Raw genomic sequence first — 17,616 nt, forward strand, 5'->3', positions numbered from 1 at the left:
TTATGATTTTATAATCAAATGAATTTTGTAATTGATTTTCTCTCAATAATTCTTCTCATTATCTCTCAAACTACTTATTTTACTTTTCAAAATTCTTCGGGCGTGAGCAAATTGCGACTTGGAAGTACCTTCATTGATACTTAACATACTTGCAATTTCCTTATGTTTAAACCCTTCTACAACAAATAAATTAAAGACAATCCTATAACCATCTGGCAGACTATCAATTAAATTTTGAATATCTTCTACAGAAAACTGAATATCGGCTTCACCATCAAATTCCTCAAAACTTATTGAATCTTCTATAAAATGTACTTTTTTCCGAACCCTGATAAATGAGATGCATTCATTAATCATCGTTCTCCTGATCCAGCCTTCAAAACTTCCTTTGTTTTCAAATCGTCCTAAGTTGACAAACACTTTCATGAAAGCAGTAATCATAACATCTTCGGCCAATTGTAAGTCTTTAATATATTGTCGGCAAACACTTAACATCTTCGGGGAATACTTCGAATAAATCCATTGTTGAGCTTGTCGGTTGTTGTTAACAGCCAATGCAATTACTTCATTTTCTTCCTGATGTAAATTAATTACTTTCAAAGTTCTTTAAAAAAGTGTTTCTATAAGTATAGACGAGAATCAACCTAAAAAGGTTGCATGGGTATGTTAAAAAAATAAAATAAAAGTACAATTTATTCAAACAAACACAACAAACTACTGCTTATCAGTATTTTAAATTATTTTTTTTTGAAATTAAAATTATTTTTTTCTTTCAATAACGTAGTTTACCATTAAAACAAGTGCTGCTTTATAATCGGATTCGGGATAATCGTTTAACAGTTGTAAAGCTTCTTGTTGAAATTCTACCATTTTATTTTCGGCATAAGTCAAACCATTATTATTTTTTACGAAAGCAATAACATCTTTGACACGTTTTTTGTCCTTGTTATGGTTTTTGATAGAATTAATGAGCCAACTTTTTTCTTTTGCAGTACAGTTATTAAGAACATGAATAAGAGGTAAGGTCATTTTTTGCTCTTTGATATCTATTCCTGTTGGTTTCCCAATAGCTTCTTCAGAATAATCGAATAAATCATCTTTGATTTGAAAAGCCATTCCAATGAGTTCACCAAACTTCCTCATATTTTCTACCTGAACCTCATCTTCTACTACAGATCTTGCACCAAGAGCACAGCAGGCAGCAATAAGTGTTGCTGTCTTTTTTCGAATAATTTCGTAATAAATAGCTTCGGTAATATCTAGTCTTCTGGCTTTTTCAATTTGAAGCAATTCCCCTTCGCTCATTTCTCGAACGGCTACCGAAATAATTTTCAACAAATCAAAATCACCGTTATCAATAGAAAGCAATAATCCTTTAGACAATAGATAATCACCAACTAAAACGGCTATTTTGTTTTTCCAAAGTGCATTAATAGAGAAAAAACCTCGACGACGATTACTATCATCTACAACATCATCATGAACTAACGTTGCCGTATGGATTAATTCTATTACGCAGGCACCTCTATAAGTTCTCTCGTTTACAATACCTTTAGAGACCATTTTTGCCATCAAGAAAACAAACATAGGTCTCATTTGTTTTCCTTTTCTATTTACAATGTAGTAGGTAATACGATTTAAAAGAGCCACTTTTGAAGTCATCGATTCGTAGAACTTTTTCTCAAAAAGTTCCATTTCATTAACTATTGGCTGTTTTATTTGTGTAGTAATATTCATTTAGATGTCAAATATACTATTTTAAATAAAAAAACGTTATCCATATTATATTAAGTGTAATTTAATTGTGTTTATTTTTCTGCACAATTGTTCTTTTATTATTTACGCTAAAAAACATCCAACCAATAAGGATTGCAAGTATGATTATAACTTTATAAAAATAGTATTTAACAGTAAAATTTCATTACTAAAATACAAATAATTTTACTTCAAAAAATACTTTAATCAAATCTTTGATTTATTTTAAAAAACTGCCTTTTAATGCATTTTGTGATATACAAAATGATACATTAAGTCATTTATATTAAACTTAAAAAACAATCAATTATGAAAACAGAAAAATCTTTTATTGCTTCTTTATTAGCAATTGCTTTTTTTATTAGTTGCGATTCAGCAGATAAAACAAATGATAATAGTGCTGCTACAACTCCGGCCGATCAAGTTGCTACAGATTCCAAAATTGATGCTTCCATTGATGATGTTTCCAATATTGCTGAAGATCAATTTTCAATGCAACAAAACATTACCAGTAAGTCGTCTACCGAAATGAAAAGCATGCTACCCGCTTGCGCAACTACAACATGGACATTAACAAACGGTACTTTCACAGGTACAATTGATTTTGGAACTGAAGGATGTACGCTTGAAAATGGGAACGTGTTAAAAGGAAAAATCATTCTAAGTTTCTCAGGTAATTTTAGTACTTCCGAGCAAACTATCACTTATACTCTAGATGGATTTTACCATAACGGTATAAAAATTCAAGGCAGTAAAACTATTACAAGATCTCTAAAAAGCACCGACCTACTTGCAACTATACATCCAGTATTTGCCTGCACTATTGATATGACAGTCACTTTTGAAGATGGAAGTATTTATACCAGAACAGGAAACAGAACAAGAGAATTAGTCGAAGGTTATGACACTAAAGCTAACTGGCAGGATAATGTATATCTTGTTACTGGCAGCGAGAATACAAGTAAACCTAATGGAGACACGTGGTCAAATACAATTACAACACCTTTACGCTATGAAATGACATGCAAAAAACCTTTCCCAGTTTCTGGAACTGTTTTAAAAGTTAAAAACGGTGTTGAAACTTTAGTTGACTATGGAAATGGAGAATGTGACAATTTAGTTTTAGCAACCACAGCAGATATAACGATTACTATAGAATTAAAAAAATAATCAAAATTTATTAAATCAAAAAGGCATTAAAAAGAACTAATATAACCCGTTGGGTGTAATTATTTGAAATAAAAAAGAGACATTAGATATTGTTCAAGATACTGAAATTCAGTATCTTGATGTCGCCAAACAAAACAATATCTATGTCAAATATAGTAAAAAATTATCTAAGAGTTTTAGAAGTTATAAGTTCTTTGAATTGTGAATTAGAGTTCAAATCTGATGTTGGGAGAAAACAAAAAATGACTGATTTAGAGATTGTTGCACTGAGTTTAACTGCTGAATTTATGTCTATTGACAGTGAAAATGCTCTTTTCAAACAGATAAATTCTAATGATATTTTAAATCTTATCGATAGAAGTCAGTTTAATAAAAGGCGAAGAAAGTTGTTTTTATTTTTAGAAGAAGTTAGAACTAAATTAGCTTCTTTTTTTCTTGAATTTGAGAACTATTATATTGTAGATAGTATGCCGTTAGAGATATGTAAATTTTCTCGACACAATAGGGTTAAAATCTGTAAAGATGAATTTGAAACGGCTCCTTCAAAAGGATTTTGCGCCTCTCAAAACAATTGGTTTTATGGATATAAACTTCATGGTGTTTGCTCAATCGCTGGAATTTTTCATTCTTTAGATATTACAAAGGCAGAAGTCCATGATGTTCATTTTTTAAAAAACATAAAACAACAAATGTCTGATTGTGTGGTTCTTGGTGATAGAGGATATCTATCTGAAACAATCCAATTGGATTTATTCCAAACCGTAAATGTCAAATTAGAAACTCCAAAAAGAAGTAATCAAAAAAACTATAAGCCACAATCTTATATTTTTAGAAAATCAAGAAAAAGAATAGAGACATTGTTCTCGCAATTATGTGACCAATTTTTAATTCGAAGAAATTATGCCAAAACTTTTGAAGGTTTTAAAACAAGAATTTTAGCGAAAATAACAGCTCTAACTTTGGTTCAATATATCAATAAATTCATCTTTGATAGACCTATAAATAATATTAAAAATCAAATAATTTAATTACACCCAACGGGTTAATATATTCTTTTTAATGCCTTTTTAATAATATCCAATTTCTTAAGCTTCCTTATTGGCTAATTGCCCGCAAGCAGCATCAATATCTTTACCTCTACTTCTTCTTACTTTAACAACAATCCCTGTAGATTCTAGAGCTTTTATGTACGCATTTATTGATTCTTCAGAAGCTTGTTGAAATTCTCCATCATCAATTGGATTGTATTCAATCAAATTGACTTTACAAGGAACATATTTGCAAAACTTCACCAAGGCATCAATCGAAGCTTTATCATCGTTGATTCCTTTCCAAACTACATATTCATAAGATATTTTACATTTTGTTTTTCGGTACCAATATTCCAACGCTTCACGTAAATCTGCCAAAGGGAAATTTTGGCTAAAAGGCATAATTCTAGAACGAATCTCATCAATTGCTGAATGCAGGGAAACAGCTAATTTGAATTTCACTTCATCATCTGCCATTTTCTTTATCATTTTAGGAATACCAGATGTGGACACCATAATTCTTTTTGGGGACATCCCTAATCCTTCCGGAGAGGTAATCATTTCGATTGCTTTCAAAACATTATTATAATTCATGAGTGGCTCTCCCATTCCCATAAAAACAATATTGGACAACGGATGATTGTAATACAATCTGCTTTCCTTATCTATAGCAATAACCTGGTCATAAATTTCGGCTGGTTCCAAATTACGCATACGCTTCAATCTTGCAGTAGCACAAAAATTACAATCTAAACTACAGCCCACTTGACTCGATACACAAGCCGTAGTTCTAGTTTGAGTAGGAATTAGTACACTTTCGACAACTAATCCATCATGCAAACGAACAGCATTTTTAACAGTACCATCTTCACTTCGCTGCATGGTATCTACCTTAATATGATTAATTACGAAGTTATTTTCCAACATAGAACGAGTCTGTTTGGAAACATTACTCATATCTTCAAAACTATGTGCTCCTTTGCTCCATAACCATTCATAAACTTGATTTCCTCGAAACGCTTTATCCCCATTTGAGGTGAAAAAATCCCTCAATTGATCTTTGGATAATGCGCGTATGTCTTTTTTCTCAATTTGCATGGTGCAAATTTAATGACTATTTATTGAATTGTTGTTTTGATAATACGATTTTAAATAAATCTCATTCAAATACTATCTACCCTCTTTTATATATTCAATTTATCCATTGCTGAATCCATCAAAAAAATAATGTTTAAAATTCCATTTGAACCTTCTGCTTTGCCATCCAAAAATAATAACACAATCGATTAAAAATGTTAAAAATCACGCAACCCTTTTCCGTTAAAAATATTTACAAGAAATACTGTACAATTTAAAAACAAAATAAAACAAAATAAAAAAAATTTCCTTCTGCTAAAGTAATATAAAAGAGCATATTGTCTTTTATTTCAAAAACACAAAAAGACCCTAAAATCCCACATACACAGCGTATTAGGTTTTTTACCATTTAAAACAAACATTAAAAAAATATTAAGAAAAACGATATAGTCAGCTATATTGCTATATCGTTAAAAAAAATACAATTTTTATACAATCCTTAACATGATTTTTATCATATCCTCATTTCATATTCGATAATACATTTGTACCAGTTAAGATGAAGAAAAGATTTGATGCAAAATCTTACTACAACGAAAATTCTTTATTACAATTATTAAAAAAAAAGCTATGAAATCAACACTTAAAACAATTATCGCTTCAATGACATTGTTTACAATAGTCTTATCAGCAAACGCACAAAAAAGTTACAATTTAGAAACAAAATCAAATTTTTCAGTATTTGGAACCTCAACATTGCATGATTGGGAAATGAAATCAGCATCTGGAACTGGAATAGCAAATTTAACTATAACCAGCTCTAAATTAGAAGACATTACCAGCCTTAACATCAATCTTCCAGTTGAAACCATTAAGAGCGAAAAAAAGAGTATGGATAAAGTAGCTTACGAAACTTTAAAAACAGATAAAAATAAAAACATCAAATATGTCTTAAAATCTGCTGAAAAAGTTAACGAAACTACATGGAATCTTACTGGTACTTATACCATTGCCGGAGTATCCAAAATATTAAAAACACAAGTAAAAACCACTATAGCCGCAAACGGACTGGTAACCTTGCAGGGATCAAATAAAATTACATTTACCGAATTTGGCATGAAATCTCCAACTGCTATGTTTGGTGCAATAAAAACTGGAGAAGACTTAACAATAAAATTCAACCTTAATTTTAATTAAATACCATAACCATGAGAAAAATTTATCTCTTAGCAGCAGGCTTATTATCTTTAACCGCTGCAAATGCCCAAGTAACCTTTGGCGATATGCAAAATCAAATTTCAAGAAGCAAAGATGGGATCAATGTTTTTGATGTACAAAAAGACGACAAAGAATTTAAAGGACTCAGTATTGATCTAGGAGGTGCATTCAATATGGATTTCCAAGCTACAAATTCGTTCAATGACCAACCTGTAAATAATGGAGACATCACTGGATATCGATTACTCAATAATCAAAACAATTTTAGCCTTCCTGGAGCAGATATGACTATTGCAGCTCAATTGTTTGATGGTGTAAGAGTAAATCTAGATGTTTATTTAGCTTCAAGACACCACAATGAAGCTTATGCGAAAGGCGGGTACTTGCAAATTGACAAGTTAGATTTCATCAAAAGAGACTTCTTAGCTGACGTAATGAAATATGCTACTATTAAAATCGGACAAATGGAGAACAACTACGGTGATGCTCACTTCAAAAGCTCTGACAATGGTAGTACTCTTAAAAATACGTTCGTTGGAAACAATATCATGAATGCATTTTCTACTCAGATGGGTATCGAAGTATACTACAATAGAAACGGATGGGTAAGCATGTTGGGTGCTACAAATGGAAATTTAAATCAATCTAATACTGAATTGGCTTCAGGTTATAATACAGTTGTCAGCCCTACTGTTTTAGCTAAATTTGGATATGATAAACAACTTGACAAAGATTTGAGAGTAAGACTTACAGGTTCTTATATCCATAGTGCAAACATGGGGAACGCAAACATTTATTCAAGTTCTAGATCAGGATTTGGTTACTGGAGTGTATTGAACAATGCCGCTTATAGCACTGTTACTAATGTTAAAAATAAAGAGACTGGCGTTGTTACTCCCTCTCCAACTACAGTTGCATCAAATTATAGTTCAACTTCTACACCAGAAGGAACATTCAACCCTAATTTCAAAAACTGGTATACTTCCTATATGATTAACCCATTTATAAAATACAAAGGTCTTGAATTCTTTGGAACTATTGAATTAGCTTCAGGGGGAGATAATGCTAAAACTGACGACAAACGTACCGCTGACCAATATGCAGCAGAACTTGTCTACAGATTTGGAAAATCAGAACAATTCTATCTTGGCGGAAAATATAATACTGTATCTGGAAAATTATCTAATGCTGATGCCAATAAAGTTAGCGTAAACAAAGTTGAAGCAAGTGTTGGCTGGTTTATGACTAAAAACATCTTGGCAAAATTAGAGTATGTAAGTCAAAACTATAATGATTACTCACAAACTACAACTGCTACTACTTCTACTCCTACTAGTATTACTACTACAACAAGTGCAAACAACTTCTATGGTGGTAAATTTAATGGCTTAGTATTTGAAGCTGTGATTTCATTCTAATCATGTATCAAAGAGTTCCGTTAATGGTTTTGGGTTTAGTACTTATCCTTTTATTAGGAAGTGCTAAACCCATTTCTTTTTTAATTGATCAAAACATAATCATCATTGACAAACTGGAAATTGAAATACTTGGGAATTCTACAATAGGCAAATTCAATTGCTCCAATTCATTTCCTTACAAGGACACCATTTATTTAAACTCAAACATTAAAAACAGTTTAAAATCAGAAATCTCTATGAGTGACTTCGAATGTGGCAACAGAATCATGAACAAAGATCTTAAAACAACCGTTAAGTCTACCAAGTTTCCCAAAAGCACTGTTACAATTACGAACATAAAACCTTTTGGCATCAATTACAAATGCAATTTAAATTTTCGAATAACAGACAAAACTCTTTCACTACAAAACATGATTCTAAAAAACAATAAAGAATCTCTAGAAGGAAGCGTCGAAGTAAAATTTTCAGATATTGCCCTTGAACCCCCCACCAAAATGGGAGGTATTATAAAAGTAAAAGATGAATTCGTGATTCATTTTAACCTTCATAAACTATAATTTATTTCATCATTCATTCCTATCTGATTCCTAATTAAAACAAATGTTTAATTAGGATTTTTTTTGATTTCAAAATAATTTTCAAATCAAAATTTCAATACATACAAAACTCAAGCAATATATTTAAGATTTACAACTATAATAGATGAAATTAATGAACTAACAAGTATAATAGCCTTTTTTCTCTTACATTTTTTGTACTTCTAAAAAATCAACTTCATATACTAATATTAAGAGAATTTTATACTCAATACTTTTCTATACCTAATTAAAGCTTAAAAAACAAATCTTAGGCCAATACAAAAACCTCAGCAAAACTCACGCTTACAAATTTATAAAAAATAAAAAACTGTTAAAATAGTAGAAAATATGCACATATTTACTACTATTTATTTTTTAATGACTTTCATTTTATTAAATTTGTCTTAACAAGGAACAATTTTTCTGTATAAATTAGTCATAATTCACTTATCCAACAAGAGTTTTGATAAGCTTAAATAAAATACATTAATTAATAGATTATGTTAAATACCCCAAAAATTGAGCATAATAAATTTAAAAAGAGAAAATTAAAAAGTTGTATTATTCTTTAAAAAGAGTAAATATTATTTCCGAAAAATATACATTCAAATCATTGAAAATTAATTTGACAAAAATTTTAAATTTTGTTAACAAGATTAATATTATATTTACAATCTAAAGATATAAGCCTATTTTATCAATAATTTGAAAATCAAATTAATCAAATAAGTGAAAAGCATTTTCAATAACTAACATTAATTAATCTTAAAAAGTCATGAAAACTATTCTTAAAAAAACATTCACAGTATTGACCATTTTTGCACTTACAATATCCGTAAATGCACAGAAAAACTTCACTTTAAATGCTGCAAAATCAACTTTTTCAGTATCAGGTACTTCAACCATGCATGATTGGACTATGAAATCAGCCTTAGGAACTGGAACAGCTAACTTAACTGTAACAAATTCAAAATTAGCAGCTATTACAAGCTTAACAATAAATCTTAATGCTGAGTCAATAAAGAGTGAAAAAAGTTCAATGGACAAAGTTGCTTACAAAACTTTAAAAACAGATAAATTTAAAACTGTTAAATACGTTTTAAAATCAGCTGTTAAAGCAAATGAAACTACATGGGATCTGGTTGGTACTTATACAATTGCCGGAGTTGCTCAAGAAGTAAAAACACAAGTAAAAACTACTATAACAAATGGAGCAGTTTCTTTACAAGGCTCCAACAAAATAACATTTAAACAGTTTGGAATGAAATCACCAACAGCTATGCTTGGAACTATTAAAACAGGAGAAGACTTAACTGTAAAATTCAACCTTAACTTTAAATAATAAATAGATGAAAAAAATAATTTTATTTGCTGCTGGTATACTTTCAATCACTGCTGCCGATGCACAGGTATCTTTCAGGAAAATGCAGAATATGATTCCGAGAAGCCAAGATGGATTAAACATATTTGATGTTAGGAAGGACAATGTTGAATTTGATGGTTTAAGTATAGACTTAGGTGGAGCATTTGCAATGCAATTCCAAGCTTTAAACTCATTCAATGATCAAAAAGAAGGCACATATACAGCTTCGAATGGAGCAGATATTTCTGGAAGCGCTGGAACTTCAGGTTACAGACTAAACAACTTAGGAAATAATTTTAATTTACCAGCTGCAAACCTAACAGTAGGGGCTCAATTAGCAGATGGGGTACGCGTAAACTTAGACATATACCTTTCTTCAAGACATCACAATGAAACATGGGTAAAAGGTGGATATTTACAAATTGACAAGTTGGACTTCATTAAAAAAGATTTCTTAGCCGATATCATGAAATACACTACCATAAAAGTAGGTCAAATGGAGAATAACTATGGTGATGCACACTTTAGAAGAACTGATAATGGTAATGCAATTCTGAATCCGTTTATCGAAGGTAACATCATGGATTCTTTCGAAACTGAAATGGGCATGGAAGTATATTACAATAGAGAAGGCTTAGTTAGTATGATCGGTATTACTAATGGAAAATTAAATCAAGGTGTAGCCGAATTTATAACATCAACTCCTACTGAATCTGCTCCAGATCCAAACACAACAGTAAGTCCAACTATTTTGGCAAAATTGGGATATGACAAACAATTGAACAAAGATTTAAGAGTGAGAATTACAGGTTCATACAACCACAACGCCAACATGAGTGCAAATCCATGGGGATCAGACAGAGCTGGTAGCCGCTATTTTGGGGTTATGTCACATCAGGCTTATGCTTACGACGGAACACCTAATGCAAACAATTTTGATCCAGCATCCAATGCCACCACTGGTAGATTTAGTCCTGGATATGCAAACTGGTACACAGCATTTATGATTAACCCATTTGTTAAATACAAAGGATTAGAATTCTTCGGAACTTTGGAATTCACACAGGGTGGAGACAAAAAAGGAACTGACGAATCTCGTAACGTAAATCAATACGCTGCCGATTTAGTTTACCGATTTGGAAACACTGAACAATTCTATATTGGAGGAAGATATAATATAGTATCTGGAAACATCGCTAGTCAACCTGATAAAGTCAATGTAAATAGATTTGAATCAAGTTTAGGTTGGTATATGACTAAAAATATCATTACTAAACTGGCCTATACAAATCAAAACTATTCTGATTACTCACAATACGGTGGTAGCAGCTTAAATGACTTATATGGTGGTAATTTTAATGGTGTAATGTTTGAAGCAGCCATTACTTTCTAATATGAAACAAAAAATAAAATTTACAGTTGTGGGTTTAGCACTTTTCCTTTTATTAGGAAGTGCTAAACCCATTTCTTTATTTGTAGATCCAAACACAATAATAATTAACCAGATAAAAATAGAAATTTTAGGAAATTCTACTGTCGGTAAATACAAGTGTAACTGTCCTCATACTTATAGAGATACAATTTATTTAAACTCAACTACAAAAAATAGTTTGAAGTCAGAAATAGCAACAGCAAATTTTGATTGTGGAAATAGAATCATGAATAAAGATCTAAAGACCACTATTAAAGTAACAAAATTCCCAAAAAGCACGGTTACCATAACCAATATAAAACCTTCTGGAAGCAATTATACATGCAGTTTAAATTTTCGTATAACAGATAAAACACTTTCATACCAAAACCTTAATTTAACAAATACAAAAGAAGCACTTGAAGGAACAGTATCAGTGAAATTTACAGATTTAGGCTTAGAACCACCAACCAAGATGGGTGGAGTTATCAAAGTGAAAAATGAATTTATAATTCATTTCGTATTGTATAAATTATAGTTTTATTTTATTTCACTTCTTTATTATTAACTATTAAATAGCTGAATCAAATAATAATTTTCAAAACTACCTCTTTCATAACATGAATCGAATTTCACAATATTTGTAGTTATCTTACAGGTATAAAAACTAAAGACAGCACCCCTCTATCACCTCAAAATTCGTTTTATAAAATGTAAAAATAACTTCTTTTTTTTTATGGAAATTAAATGAATAACTTTGTGGAGAATTTCAACACTTCACAAGATGCATTTCATTTCTCAAGATTTAGAAGATTATATCGAACAACATTCTGAAAAAGAACCCGAATTATTAGCCGCTCTTAATAAAGAAACTTACCAAAAAATATTATTACCACGAATGCTGAGTGGTCATTTTCAAGGAAGAGTTTTGAGTATGCTCTCCAAATTAATTCGTCCAGTAAACATTCTTGAGATTGGAACTTACACTGGCTACTCAGCTTTGTGTTTATGCGAAGGCATGCAAGAAAACGGACAGTTACATACTATTGACATTAAAGAAGAGCTGGTAGATTTTCAGCGCAAACATTTTGACAAATCTCCTTGGGGGAAACAAATTACACAACATTTAGGAGAAGCTGTTGACATTATTCCGAATCTTGATTTAAAATTTGATTTGGTTTTTATAGATGCAGACAAAGAAAATTACCTCAACTATTTTGAAATGATTTTGCCAAAAATGAATAAAGGAGGCATTCTTTTATCTGATAATGTATTATGGAGTGGTAAAGTACTCGAACCAATCCATCCCAACGACATTAGTACTAAAGTCCTTGTAGAATACAATTTACTACTTAAAAACGATCCAAGAGTAGAAACTGTTTTATTACCTATTCGCGATGGTTTGACCGTAAGTAGAGTTTTGTAAATTTAAAGATCTTTTATTAAAACTAAAATCTCTCAATTACCTGCATCAATAACCCAGATAGAAGTACAAATTCTTTTCATTTTTAATAAAAAATAAAAAGATTTTAAGTGATAAGCGAACTAACGAAGTTAATCGCCTTTATAACAATCCTCCGTCAAAAAATTACTGTATGCCTTTAGGAAAGTTCTTATGGATTGCCAATTGGTATACTTTATACATAAGATAGCCTGTAATCAATCCACATAAATATCCTGAAATAATGTCTATTGGATAATGCAAACCTAAATAAATACGACTATAAGCAAAGATTAACGGCCATAAAAACAGCAATCCAAAATACTTGAATTGTTTTTTAAAAATCAGGTATAAAAAAGTTGATACCGACATGGTATTTGCTGCATGTCCTGAAAAAAAGCTGAAAGAACTACGAGATTGAACGACTCTTATAATAGTATTTATTTCGGGATTATTGCAAGGCCTTGGACGTTGAAAAGTGTACTTGAATAGATTGGTAATTTGATCTGTGGCCAATATCAAAACAGCAATAAACAGCAATAAATAGCCCGTTCTCTTTAATCCTATTTTGTTATAAATAAGATATAATAATAGCAAAAAAAAGGGAATCCAATTAAATTGTTTAGTAATGAAAAGCCAAAGACCATCATACGTTTCAGATCCTAAACCATTGAGATAAATAAATAATTGGGTATCTAGAGTAAGTATTTTTTCGATCATTATATCTGACGTTTTATCGGTCCAGTAACATCATCTAAAATGGTAGTTCCGTCTGGATTTATAGCACCACTGGTTACACTTTCTTTGGTTTTAGTGATTTCATTATTGAATGTATCTGTAATTCCATTGAATGTGCTTGATGAATCACCCAAAAGACTATTCTTCGCTTTGTTGATTTCAGAGTTAATACCTCCTGTCAAATCATCCAAAGTTTTTTGATCAAAACCATTGGCCTCGGCTCCTTTTTGAATTTCGCTTTTGATATCATTGGTAGCATTTTTAAGTTGCGCCATTGCCTTCCCCATTGTTCTCGCCATTTCGGGAACCTTATCGGATCCAAAAAGCATTAACACAATAAACAAAATAAAAACTAATTCGCCTCCTCCTATTCCAAACATAATTTTTTGTATTTAAAAGGCAAATATATTAAAATTTAAAGCTTTGTCTTTTAAAATTGTCTTAAAAAAAAGTAACTAAGTTTCTAAGAAACTAAGATGTTAAGACTTTATAGAAAGTTAATAATTTTCTGAGTTGCTGAATTATTAAGAGTTTGCTAGAGATAAAAAAGATGCTAAATTTATAAGGCTTTATCTAGCGTTACAAACTTAGCATCTTAGTTTCTTAGAAACTCAGTAACTCTTCTGTTCTTTAATCAAACTTTGATTTCATTTCAACTTTAGGCCATGAATTATTGGTTATATCAATATCTGCAGTTTCAAGTTTAGGATCAATTTGAATTTGCTTTATTGTCTTTGAAGTAGCAAAAACTTTTTTTGCAGTTTCATTATTTTTCCTCCAAATCTGTGCTGGATATTTGTAATTATCTACCGTTCCGTCTTCATAAGTGATTTGAACAATAATTGGCATTGGCATTCCTCCAGGCTTATTAAATTCTACTTCGTAAAAATATTTTGGATTTTTTAAATTTGCTTTTTCCTCTGCAGTCACATTTTGATCTACATAATCCGAAAGCAATTTCACTTCTTCCAATTGTAATGATTTCTTTGAAGATGGATTCAATTCCGAATTATCTCCAGCAATTAAATATACAAATGGTCCTTTTTCTGAGCCAAAACGCCCTTTTTTCACTTTAGCATCTTTCAAAGCTACGGTTGGAGTTTCGGTAACATAGTATTGCTTTACATCATTAATTCCAATATCTACGAAATCTGTTGAATAAAACCAACCTCTAAAAAACCAATCCAAATCAACTGCCGAAGCATCTTCCATAGTTCTAAAAAAGTCCTCTGGAGTTGGGTGCTTGAATTTCCACCTGTTCGCATACATTTTGAACGCATAATCAAACAACTCACGTCCCATAATAGTTTCTCTTAATATATTAAGTCCTGTTGCTGGTTTTCCATAAGCATTGTTACCAAACTGAACAATGTTTTCAGAATTTGACATAATAGGCTCCAAAAACTTTTGATCGCCACTCATATAAGGAACTATATTTTTGGCTGGACCACGACGAGATGGAAAATTTGTTCCTAATTCTTGTTCAGCCATATATTCCATAAATGAATTCAATCCTTCGTCCATCCAAGTCCATTGACGCTCATCTGAATTAACAATCATAGGGAAAAAATTATGACCAACTTCGTGAACTACAACACCAATCATTCCATTTTTCACTTGCTCACTAGTCACTCCATTTTCATCAGGACGACCATAATTCCAACAAATCATAGGATATTCCATTCCTTGATCTTCTGCTGAAACTGATACCGCTTTTGGATAAGGGTAATCAAATGTATGAGATGAATAACTTTTTAAAGTATGTGCAACTGTTCGGGTTGATGTTTCTCCCCAAAGCGGATTAGCTTCTTTTGGATAAACCGATTCGGCCATAACCACTCTGCTACCCATTTGCACTGCCATAGCATCATAAATAAACTTTCTAGAAGTGGCTATACCAAAATCTCTAACATTTTTAGCACTGAATTTCCATGTTTTTTTCTTGTCAGAGAATCCTTTTTCAGCTGCTTCTGCTTCTGCTTGTGTTACAATAACCACAGGCTTATCAAATGATTTTTGAGCCAATTCGTATCTTTTTACTTGTTCAACTGTAAACACTTCGCTTCTATTCATTAATTCTCCTGTTGCATCAATAACATGATCTGCAGGAACCGTAATGTTCACATCAAAGTTACCGAATGGCAAAGCAAATTCTCCGCTACCCCAAAACTGCATATTCTGCCAGCCTTCTACATCATTATAAACTGCCATTCTTGGATAAAACTGTGCAATAACGTACAGTCTATTCCCATCTTTTTCGAACAATTCATAACCAGAACGTCCATTACTGGTTTCTTTTTGATAATTATTAAAATTATACCACCATTTTGTAGAAAACGTAAGTTTTTCACCTGGTTTCATTGGAGTAACCAAATTAATACGCATCATCGTTTGATTGATAGTATAGGACATTGGATTTCCTTTGGCATCTTTAACATATTCTATGTTAAAACCACGTTCTAAGTCTTGTTTTAAATATTCACTTGTAAACTTAGCAGGAGTTAAAACGCTTTCAATTTTCTCGTTTTCCACTAAGGGACTCTGAGAGTTTTTTGCCGCTTGGTTTTGATCCAATTGGACCCACAAATACTCCAAACTATCTGGAGAATTATTATAATAGGTAATAGTTTCAGATCCGCTTAATTTAGCATTCTTATCGTCAAGCTCAACATCAATCTTATAATCTGCCTGTTGCTGATAATAAGCTGGGCCTGGAGCACCAGATGCAGTACGAAACATATTGGGCGTTGCCAATAAATCATACATTTGACTAAATTTGTTAGTATCGTATTTACCTTGCTGTTTAACAGTTGGAATAACTACTTTTTCTTGTGCCAATAAAACAGTTGGAAGAATAAATAAAAGTGAAAATTTTCTCATGAACTAAAGCTAGAGTTGTTTTTAAACGGTGAAAATAACAATTTTTAGCAAAATTGTTACTAATCATCAATATTTTAACACTTGCTTAGTAGATGATTCTGTAAAAAGAAAACTTTTTTTTACATTAAATGCCGTTACATGTACGATGTTCTGTTGTTCTTCAAAACATTCAATTAATACAGAATTATAAATCTCAAGTGTATTTACTTTCGAAATATCTTTACTACTTAGGTAGCAAACCAATACATCGCCGTCCATTTCTTTACTTAGTAAATTCAATGCCTTTGATTGCCCATTAACTTTTAAAGAAAAATTCTCAGCTAGATATTTTTTTAGTAATTCTAACGATTCAACAGTTTCTTTATTGGTTCCAAAAAAAAACTTTTTATTGTATTTCTTTTCTAATGCTTTATCAAGATCATCTACAAAAATGCGAGAGGTAACCTGAAGCATTTTCTTTTCAGGCACATAATTGATTTGGTAAATTGCCATGTAAAATTTATGCATACCAAAACTGCTCATCGAAAAGACAAATACCAATAAAAAAACCGTAACTATTCTTCTTTTCATTTTTCTACCGAAGCAATATGTTTGAATGCATCGTATTTATTAATTAAAAAATCCATAATCTCAAATTGTTGACTAGGGTCAAGAAAATCTCTGGATTTGGGGTCATTTTCACAATACAATAAAAACAGTCCGATTTGATCGTCTTTGATTTTCAATTTATCAGTAAAAAAAGAATAACTAACACTGTGTATAGCAACATTTGTAAAACTTACATCTGTAACAAAATCTGATTTCTCTGGGTTATTTTTGAATAAGTGTTTAAATATCTTATTATAGACACGAATTACATCCATAGAATTTGGATTCCCTGTCCCAGAAGGTATCATAAGTGGATTATCCGGAGTGGATTGCTTATCATCAAAATATTGTGTGTCTACAATTTTTTGAGTATTACCAAATTCAGGATGAGGAACATGTTTAGCATAAACAACAACTGTAAGCAATTCATTAGCTACAGCATGCAATTTTATTTTATAAAAAGAAGAATTGACATCTGCTGCCGAAAGCACAATTTTTTCACTTTTAAATCCCAAACTGGTTACAAGTAGAGTATCATTAGCTTTTGCCAAAATACTAAACGCTCCTTTGCTATCGATTAAATCACCAGTTTTTGCATTTATATTAAAAACCAAGCCATTTTCTATCGCAGTAGAATCATTTACTACTCTTCCATGTAATGTTTTTCGAGTTAGCATTTGGCCAAAACAAAACTGACAACTTAAAAACAAAATCAATATTTTCAATATACTTTTCATTAACAACTACTTAAGAGATTATAAATTATAGGAATTTCAATAATTAAAACTACGTTTTATTACTTATTAAAATTACAACTTTATTTAAAACTTAAGTTTAAGTAAATCAATTATTTTTTAAAGAGAACATCAAATAAAAGTAAGCTTTTGACACGGAAAAACACTACTTACTGACTTTTAACCTTTTAAATAACCAAAAGAATAATTTTAT

General features: G+C 31.0%; 17 protein-coding genes. 9 read left to right on the forward strand and 8 right to left on the reverse strand.

Going from position 1 to position 17,616, the window contains the following annotated elements:
- Positions 1 to 42 precede the first annotated feature (42 nt).
- On the reverse strand, positions 43 to 600 hold the full coding sequence (locus CLU82_RS05535) for an RNA polymerase sigma factor (protein WP_100842150.1): 558 nt from the start codon (positions 598 to 600) through the stop codon (positions 43 to 45).
- Positions 601 to 759: 159 nt separating this feature from the next.
- Positions 760 to 1,737 carry a polyprenyl synthetase family protein gene (locus CLU82_RS05540; RefSeq protein ID WP_100842151.1) on the reverse strand — a complete coding sequence of 326 codons (978 nt, stop codon included), beginning with the start codon at positions 1,735 to 1,737 and terminating at the stop codon, positions 760 to 762.
- Positions 1,738 to 2,064: 327 nt separating this feature from the next.
- Between CLU82_RS05540 and CLU82_RS05545 the strand changes: the two genes are divergently transcribed.
- The gene (locus CLU82_RS05545; RefSeq protein ID WP_100842152.1) at positions 2,065 to 2,925 is read left to right on the forward strand and encodes a hypothetical protein; all 861 of its coding nucleotides are present in this window, start codon (positions 2,065 to 2,067) and stop codon (positions 2,923 to 2,925) included.
- Between the two features lie 194 nt (positions 2,926 to 3,119).
- Positions 3,120 to 3,953, forward strand: coding sequence for an IS982 family transposase (locus CLU82_RS05550; RefSeq protein ID WP_198520255.1), 834 nt, complete (start codon positions 3,120 to 3,122; stop codon positions 3,951 to 3,953).
- Positions 3,954 to 4,010: 57 nt separating this feature from the next.
- Here the strand turns inward: CLU82_RS05550 and rlmN are convergent, their stop codons facing one another.
- Positions 4,011 to 5,054, reverse strand: a complete 1,044-nt coding sequence (gene rlmN, locus CLU82_RS05555; protein WP_100842153.1) for a 23S rRNA (adenine(2503)-C(2))-methyltransferase RlmN — start codon at positions 5,052 to 5,054, stop codon at positions 4,011 to 4,013.
- A gap of 609 nt (positions 5,055 to 5,663) precedes the next feature.
- On the opposite strand from rlmN, the gene CLU82_RS05560 reads away from it, so the two are divergent.
- The 7 genes from CLU82_RS05560 to CLU82_RS05590 all read left to right on the forward strand — a co-directional run bounded on the left by CLU82_RS05560 (position 5,664) and on the right by CLU82_RS05590 (position 12,447).
- Complete coding sequence (locus CLU82_RS05560) at positions 5,664 to 6,230, forward strand: YceI family protein (protein ID WP_100842154.1); 567 nt, start codon at positions 5,664 to 5,666, stop codon at positions 6,228 to 6,230.
- Positions 6,231 to 6,241: 11 nt separating this feature from the next.
- Positions 6,242 to 7,669, forward strand: a complete 1,428-nt coding sequence (locus CLU82_RS05565) for a hypothetical protein (protein WP_100842155.1) — start codon at positions 6,242 to 6,244, stop codon at positions 7,667 to 7,669.
- Between the two features lie 2 nt (positions 7,670 to 7,671).
- The gene (locus tag CLU82_RS05570) at positions 7,672 to 8,226 is read left to right on the forward strand and encodes a YceI family protein (protein ID WP_100842156.1); all 555 of its coding nucleotides are present in this window, start codon (positions 7,672 to 7,674) and stop codon (positions 8,224 to 8,226) included.
- A 796-nt stretch (positions 8,227 to 9,022) separates the two neighbouring features.
- A complete protein-coding gene (locus tag CLU82_RS05575) occupies positions 9,023 to 9,589 on the forward strand; it encodes a YceI family protein (protein WP_100842157.1) in 567 nt (188 codons plus the stop codon).
- 7 nt (positions 9,590 to 9,596) lie between these two features.
- Complete coding sequence (locus tag CLU82_RS05580) at positions 9,597 to 11,003, forward strand: hypothetical protein (RefSeq protein WP_100842158.1); 1,407 nt, start codon at positions 9,597 to 9,599, stop codon at positions 11,001 to 11,003.
- A 1-nt stretch (position 11,004) separates the two neighbouring features.
- On the forward strand, positions 11,005 to 11,559 hold the full coding sequence (locus CLU82_RS05585) for a YceI family protein (protein ID WP_100842159.1): 555 nt from the start codon (positions 11,005 to 11,007) through the stop codon (positions 11,557 to 11,559).
- Between the two features lie 246 nt (positions 11,560 to 11,805).
- Positions 11,806 to 12,447 (forward strand): O-methyltransferase, encoded by a 642-nt coding sequence (locus CLU82_RS05590; RefSeq protein WP_100842160.1) that lies wholly within the window; start codon positions 11,806 to 11,808, stop codon positions 12,445 to 12,447.
- Positions 12,448 to 12,609: 162 nt separating this feature from the next.
- Here the strand turns inward: CLU82_RS05590 and CLU82_RS05595 are convergent, their stop codons facing one another.
- The 5 genes from CLU82_RS05595 to CLU82_RS05615 form a co-directional block, all read right to left on the reverse strand.
- Positions 12,610 to 13,182, reverse strand: coding sequence for a phosphatase PAP2 family protein (locus CLU82_RS05595; protein ID WP_100842161.1), 573 nt, complete (start codon positions 13,180 to 13,182; stop codon positions 12,610 to 12,612).
- Entirely contained in the window at positions 13,182 to 13,580 is a 399-nt protein-coding gene (locus CLU82_RS05600; RefSeq protein ID WP_100842162.1) for a twin-arginine translocase TatA/TatE family subunit, read from the reverse strand. Before CLU82_RS05600 ends, CLU82_RS05595 begins: the two co-directional genes overlap by 1 nt.
- Before the next feature lie 250 nt (positions 13,581 to 13,830).
- On the reverse strand, positions 13,831 to 16,080 hold the full coding sequence (locus tag CLU82_RS05605; protein WP_100842163.1) for a M1 family metallopeptidase: 2,250 nt from the start codon (positions 16,078 to 16,080) through the stop codon (positions 13,831 to 13,833).
- 66 nt (positions 16,081 to 16,146) lie between these two features.
- The gene (locus tag CLU82_RS05610; RefSeq protein WP_100842164.1) at positions 16,147 to 16,650 is read right to left on the reverse strand and encodes a DUF6702 family protein; all 504 of its coding nucleotides are present in this window, start codon (positions 16,648 to 16,650) and stop codon (positions 16,147 to 16,149) included.
- Positions 16,647 to 17,405: a hypothetical protein gene (locus CLU82_RS05615; RefSeq protein ID WP_157813325.1), complete on the reverse strand. Its 759-nt coding sequence runs from the start codon at positions 17,403 to 17,405 to the stop codon at positions 16,647 to 16,649. Before CLU82_RS05615 ends, CLU82_RS05610 begins: the two co-directional genes overlap by 4 nt.
- Positions 17,406 to 17,616: the final 211 nt, after the last annotated feature.

This window comes from Flavobacterium sp. 5 (assembly GCF_002813295.1).
Classification (GTDB): Bacteria; Bacteroidota; Bacteroidia; order Flavobacteriales; family Flavobacteriaceae; genus Flavobacterium.

What these genes read in the sequence shown, in the direction of transcription:
- CLU82_RS05540 (WP_100842151.1), bottom strand. Translation starts at nt 1,737, where the DNA reads ATGAATATTACTACACAAATAAAACAGCCAATAGTTAATGAAATGGAA.
- CLU82_RS05545 (WP_100842152.1), top strand. Translation starts at nt 2,065, where the DNA reads ATGAAAACAGAAAAATCTTTTATTGCTTCTTTATTAGCAATTGCTTTT.
- rlmN (WP_100842153.1), bottom strand. Translation starts at nt 5,054, where the DNA reads ATGCAAATTGAGAAAAAAGACATACGCGCATTATCCAAAGATCAATTG.
- CLU82_RS05560 (WP_100842154.1), top strand. Translation starts at nt 5,664, where the DNA reads ATGAAATCAACACTTAAAACAATTATCGCTTCAATGACATTGTTTACA.
- CLU82_RS05565 (WP_100842155.1), top strand. Translation starts at nt 6,242, where the DNA reads ATGAGAAAAATTTATCTCTTAGCAGCAGGCTTATTATCTTTAACCGCT.
- CLU82_RS05570 (WP_100842156.1), top strand. Translation starts at nt 7,672, where the DNA reads ATGTATCAAAGAGTTCCGTTAATGGTTTTGGGTTTAGTACTTATCCTT.
- CLU82_RS05575 (WP_100842157.1), top strand. Translation starts at nt 9,023, where the DNA reads ATGAAAACTATTCTTAAAAAAACATTCACAGTATTGACCATTTTTGCA.
- CLU82_RS05580 (WP_100842158.1), top strand. Translation starts at nt 9,597, where the DNA reads ATGAAAAAAATAATTTTATTTGCTGCTGGTATACTTTCAATCACTGCT.
- CLU82_RS05585 (WP_100842159.1), top strand. Translation starts at nt 11,005, where the DNA reads ATGAAACAAAAAATAAAATTTACAGTTGTGGGTTTAGCACTTTTCCTT.
- CLU82_RS05590 (WP_100842160.1), top strand. Translation starts at nt 11,806, where the DNA reads ATGCATTTCATTTCTCAAGATTTAGAAGATTATATCGAACAACATTCT.
- CLU82_RS05595 (WP_100842161.1), bottom strand. Translation starts at nt 13,182, where the DNA reads ATGATCGAAAAAATACTTACTCTAGATACCCAATTATTTATTTATCTC.
- CLU82_RS05600 (WP_100842162.1), bottom strand. Translation starts at nt 13,580, where the DNA reads ATGTTTGGAATAGGAGGAGGCGAATTAGTTTTTATTTTGTTTATTGTG.
- CLU82_RS05605 (WP_100842163.1), bottom strand. Translation starts at nt 16,080, where the DNA reads ATGAGAAAATTTTCACTTTTATTTATTCTTCCAACTGTTTTATTGGCA.
- CLU82_RS05610 (WP_100842164.1), bottom strand. Translation starts at nt 16,650, where the DNA reads ATGAAAAGAAGAATAGTTACGGTTTTTTTATTGGTATTTGTCTTTTCG.
- CLU82_RS05615 (WP_157813325.1), bottom strand. Translation starts at nt 17,405, where the DNA reads ATGAAAAGTATATTGAAAATATTGATTTTGTTTTTAAGTTGTCAGTTT.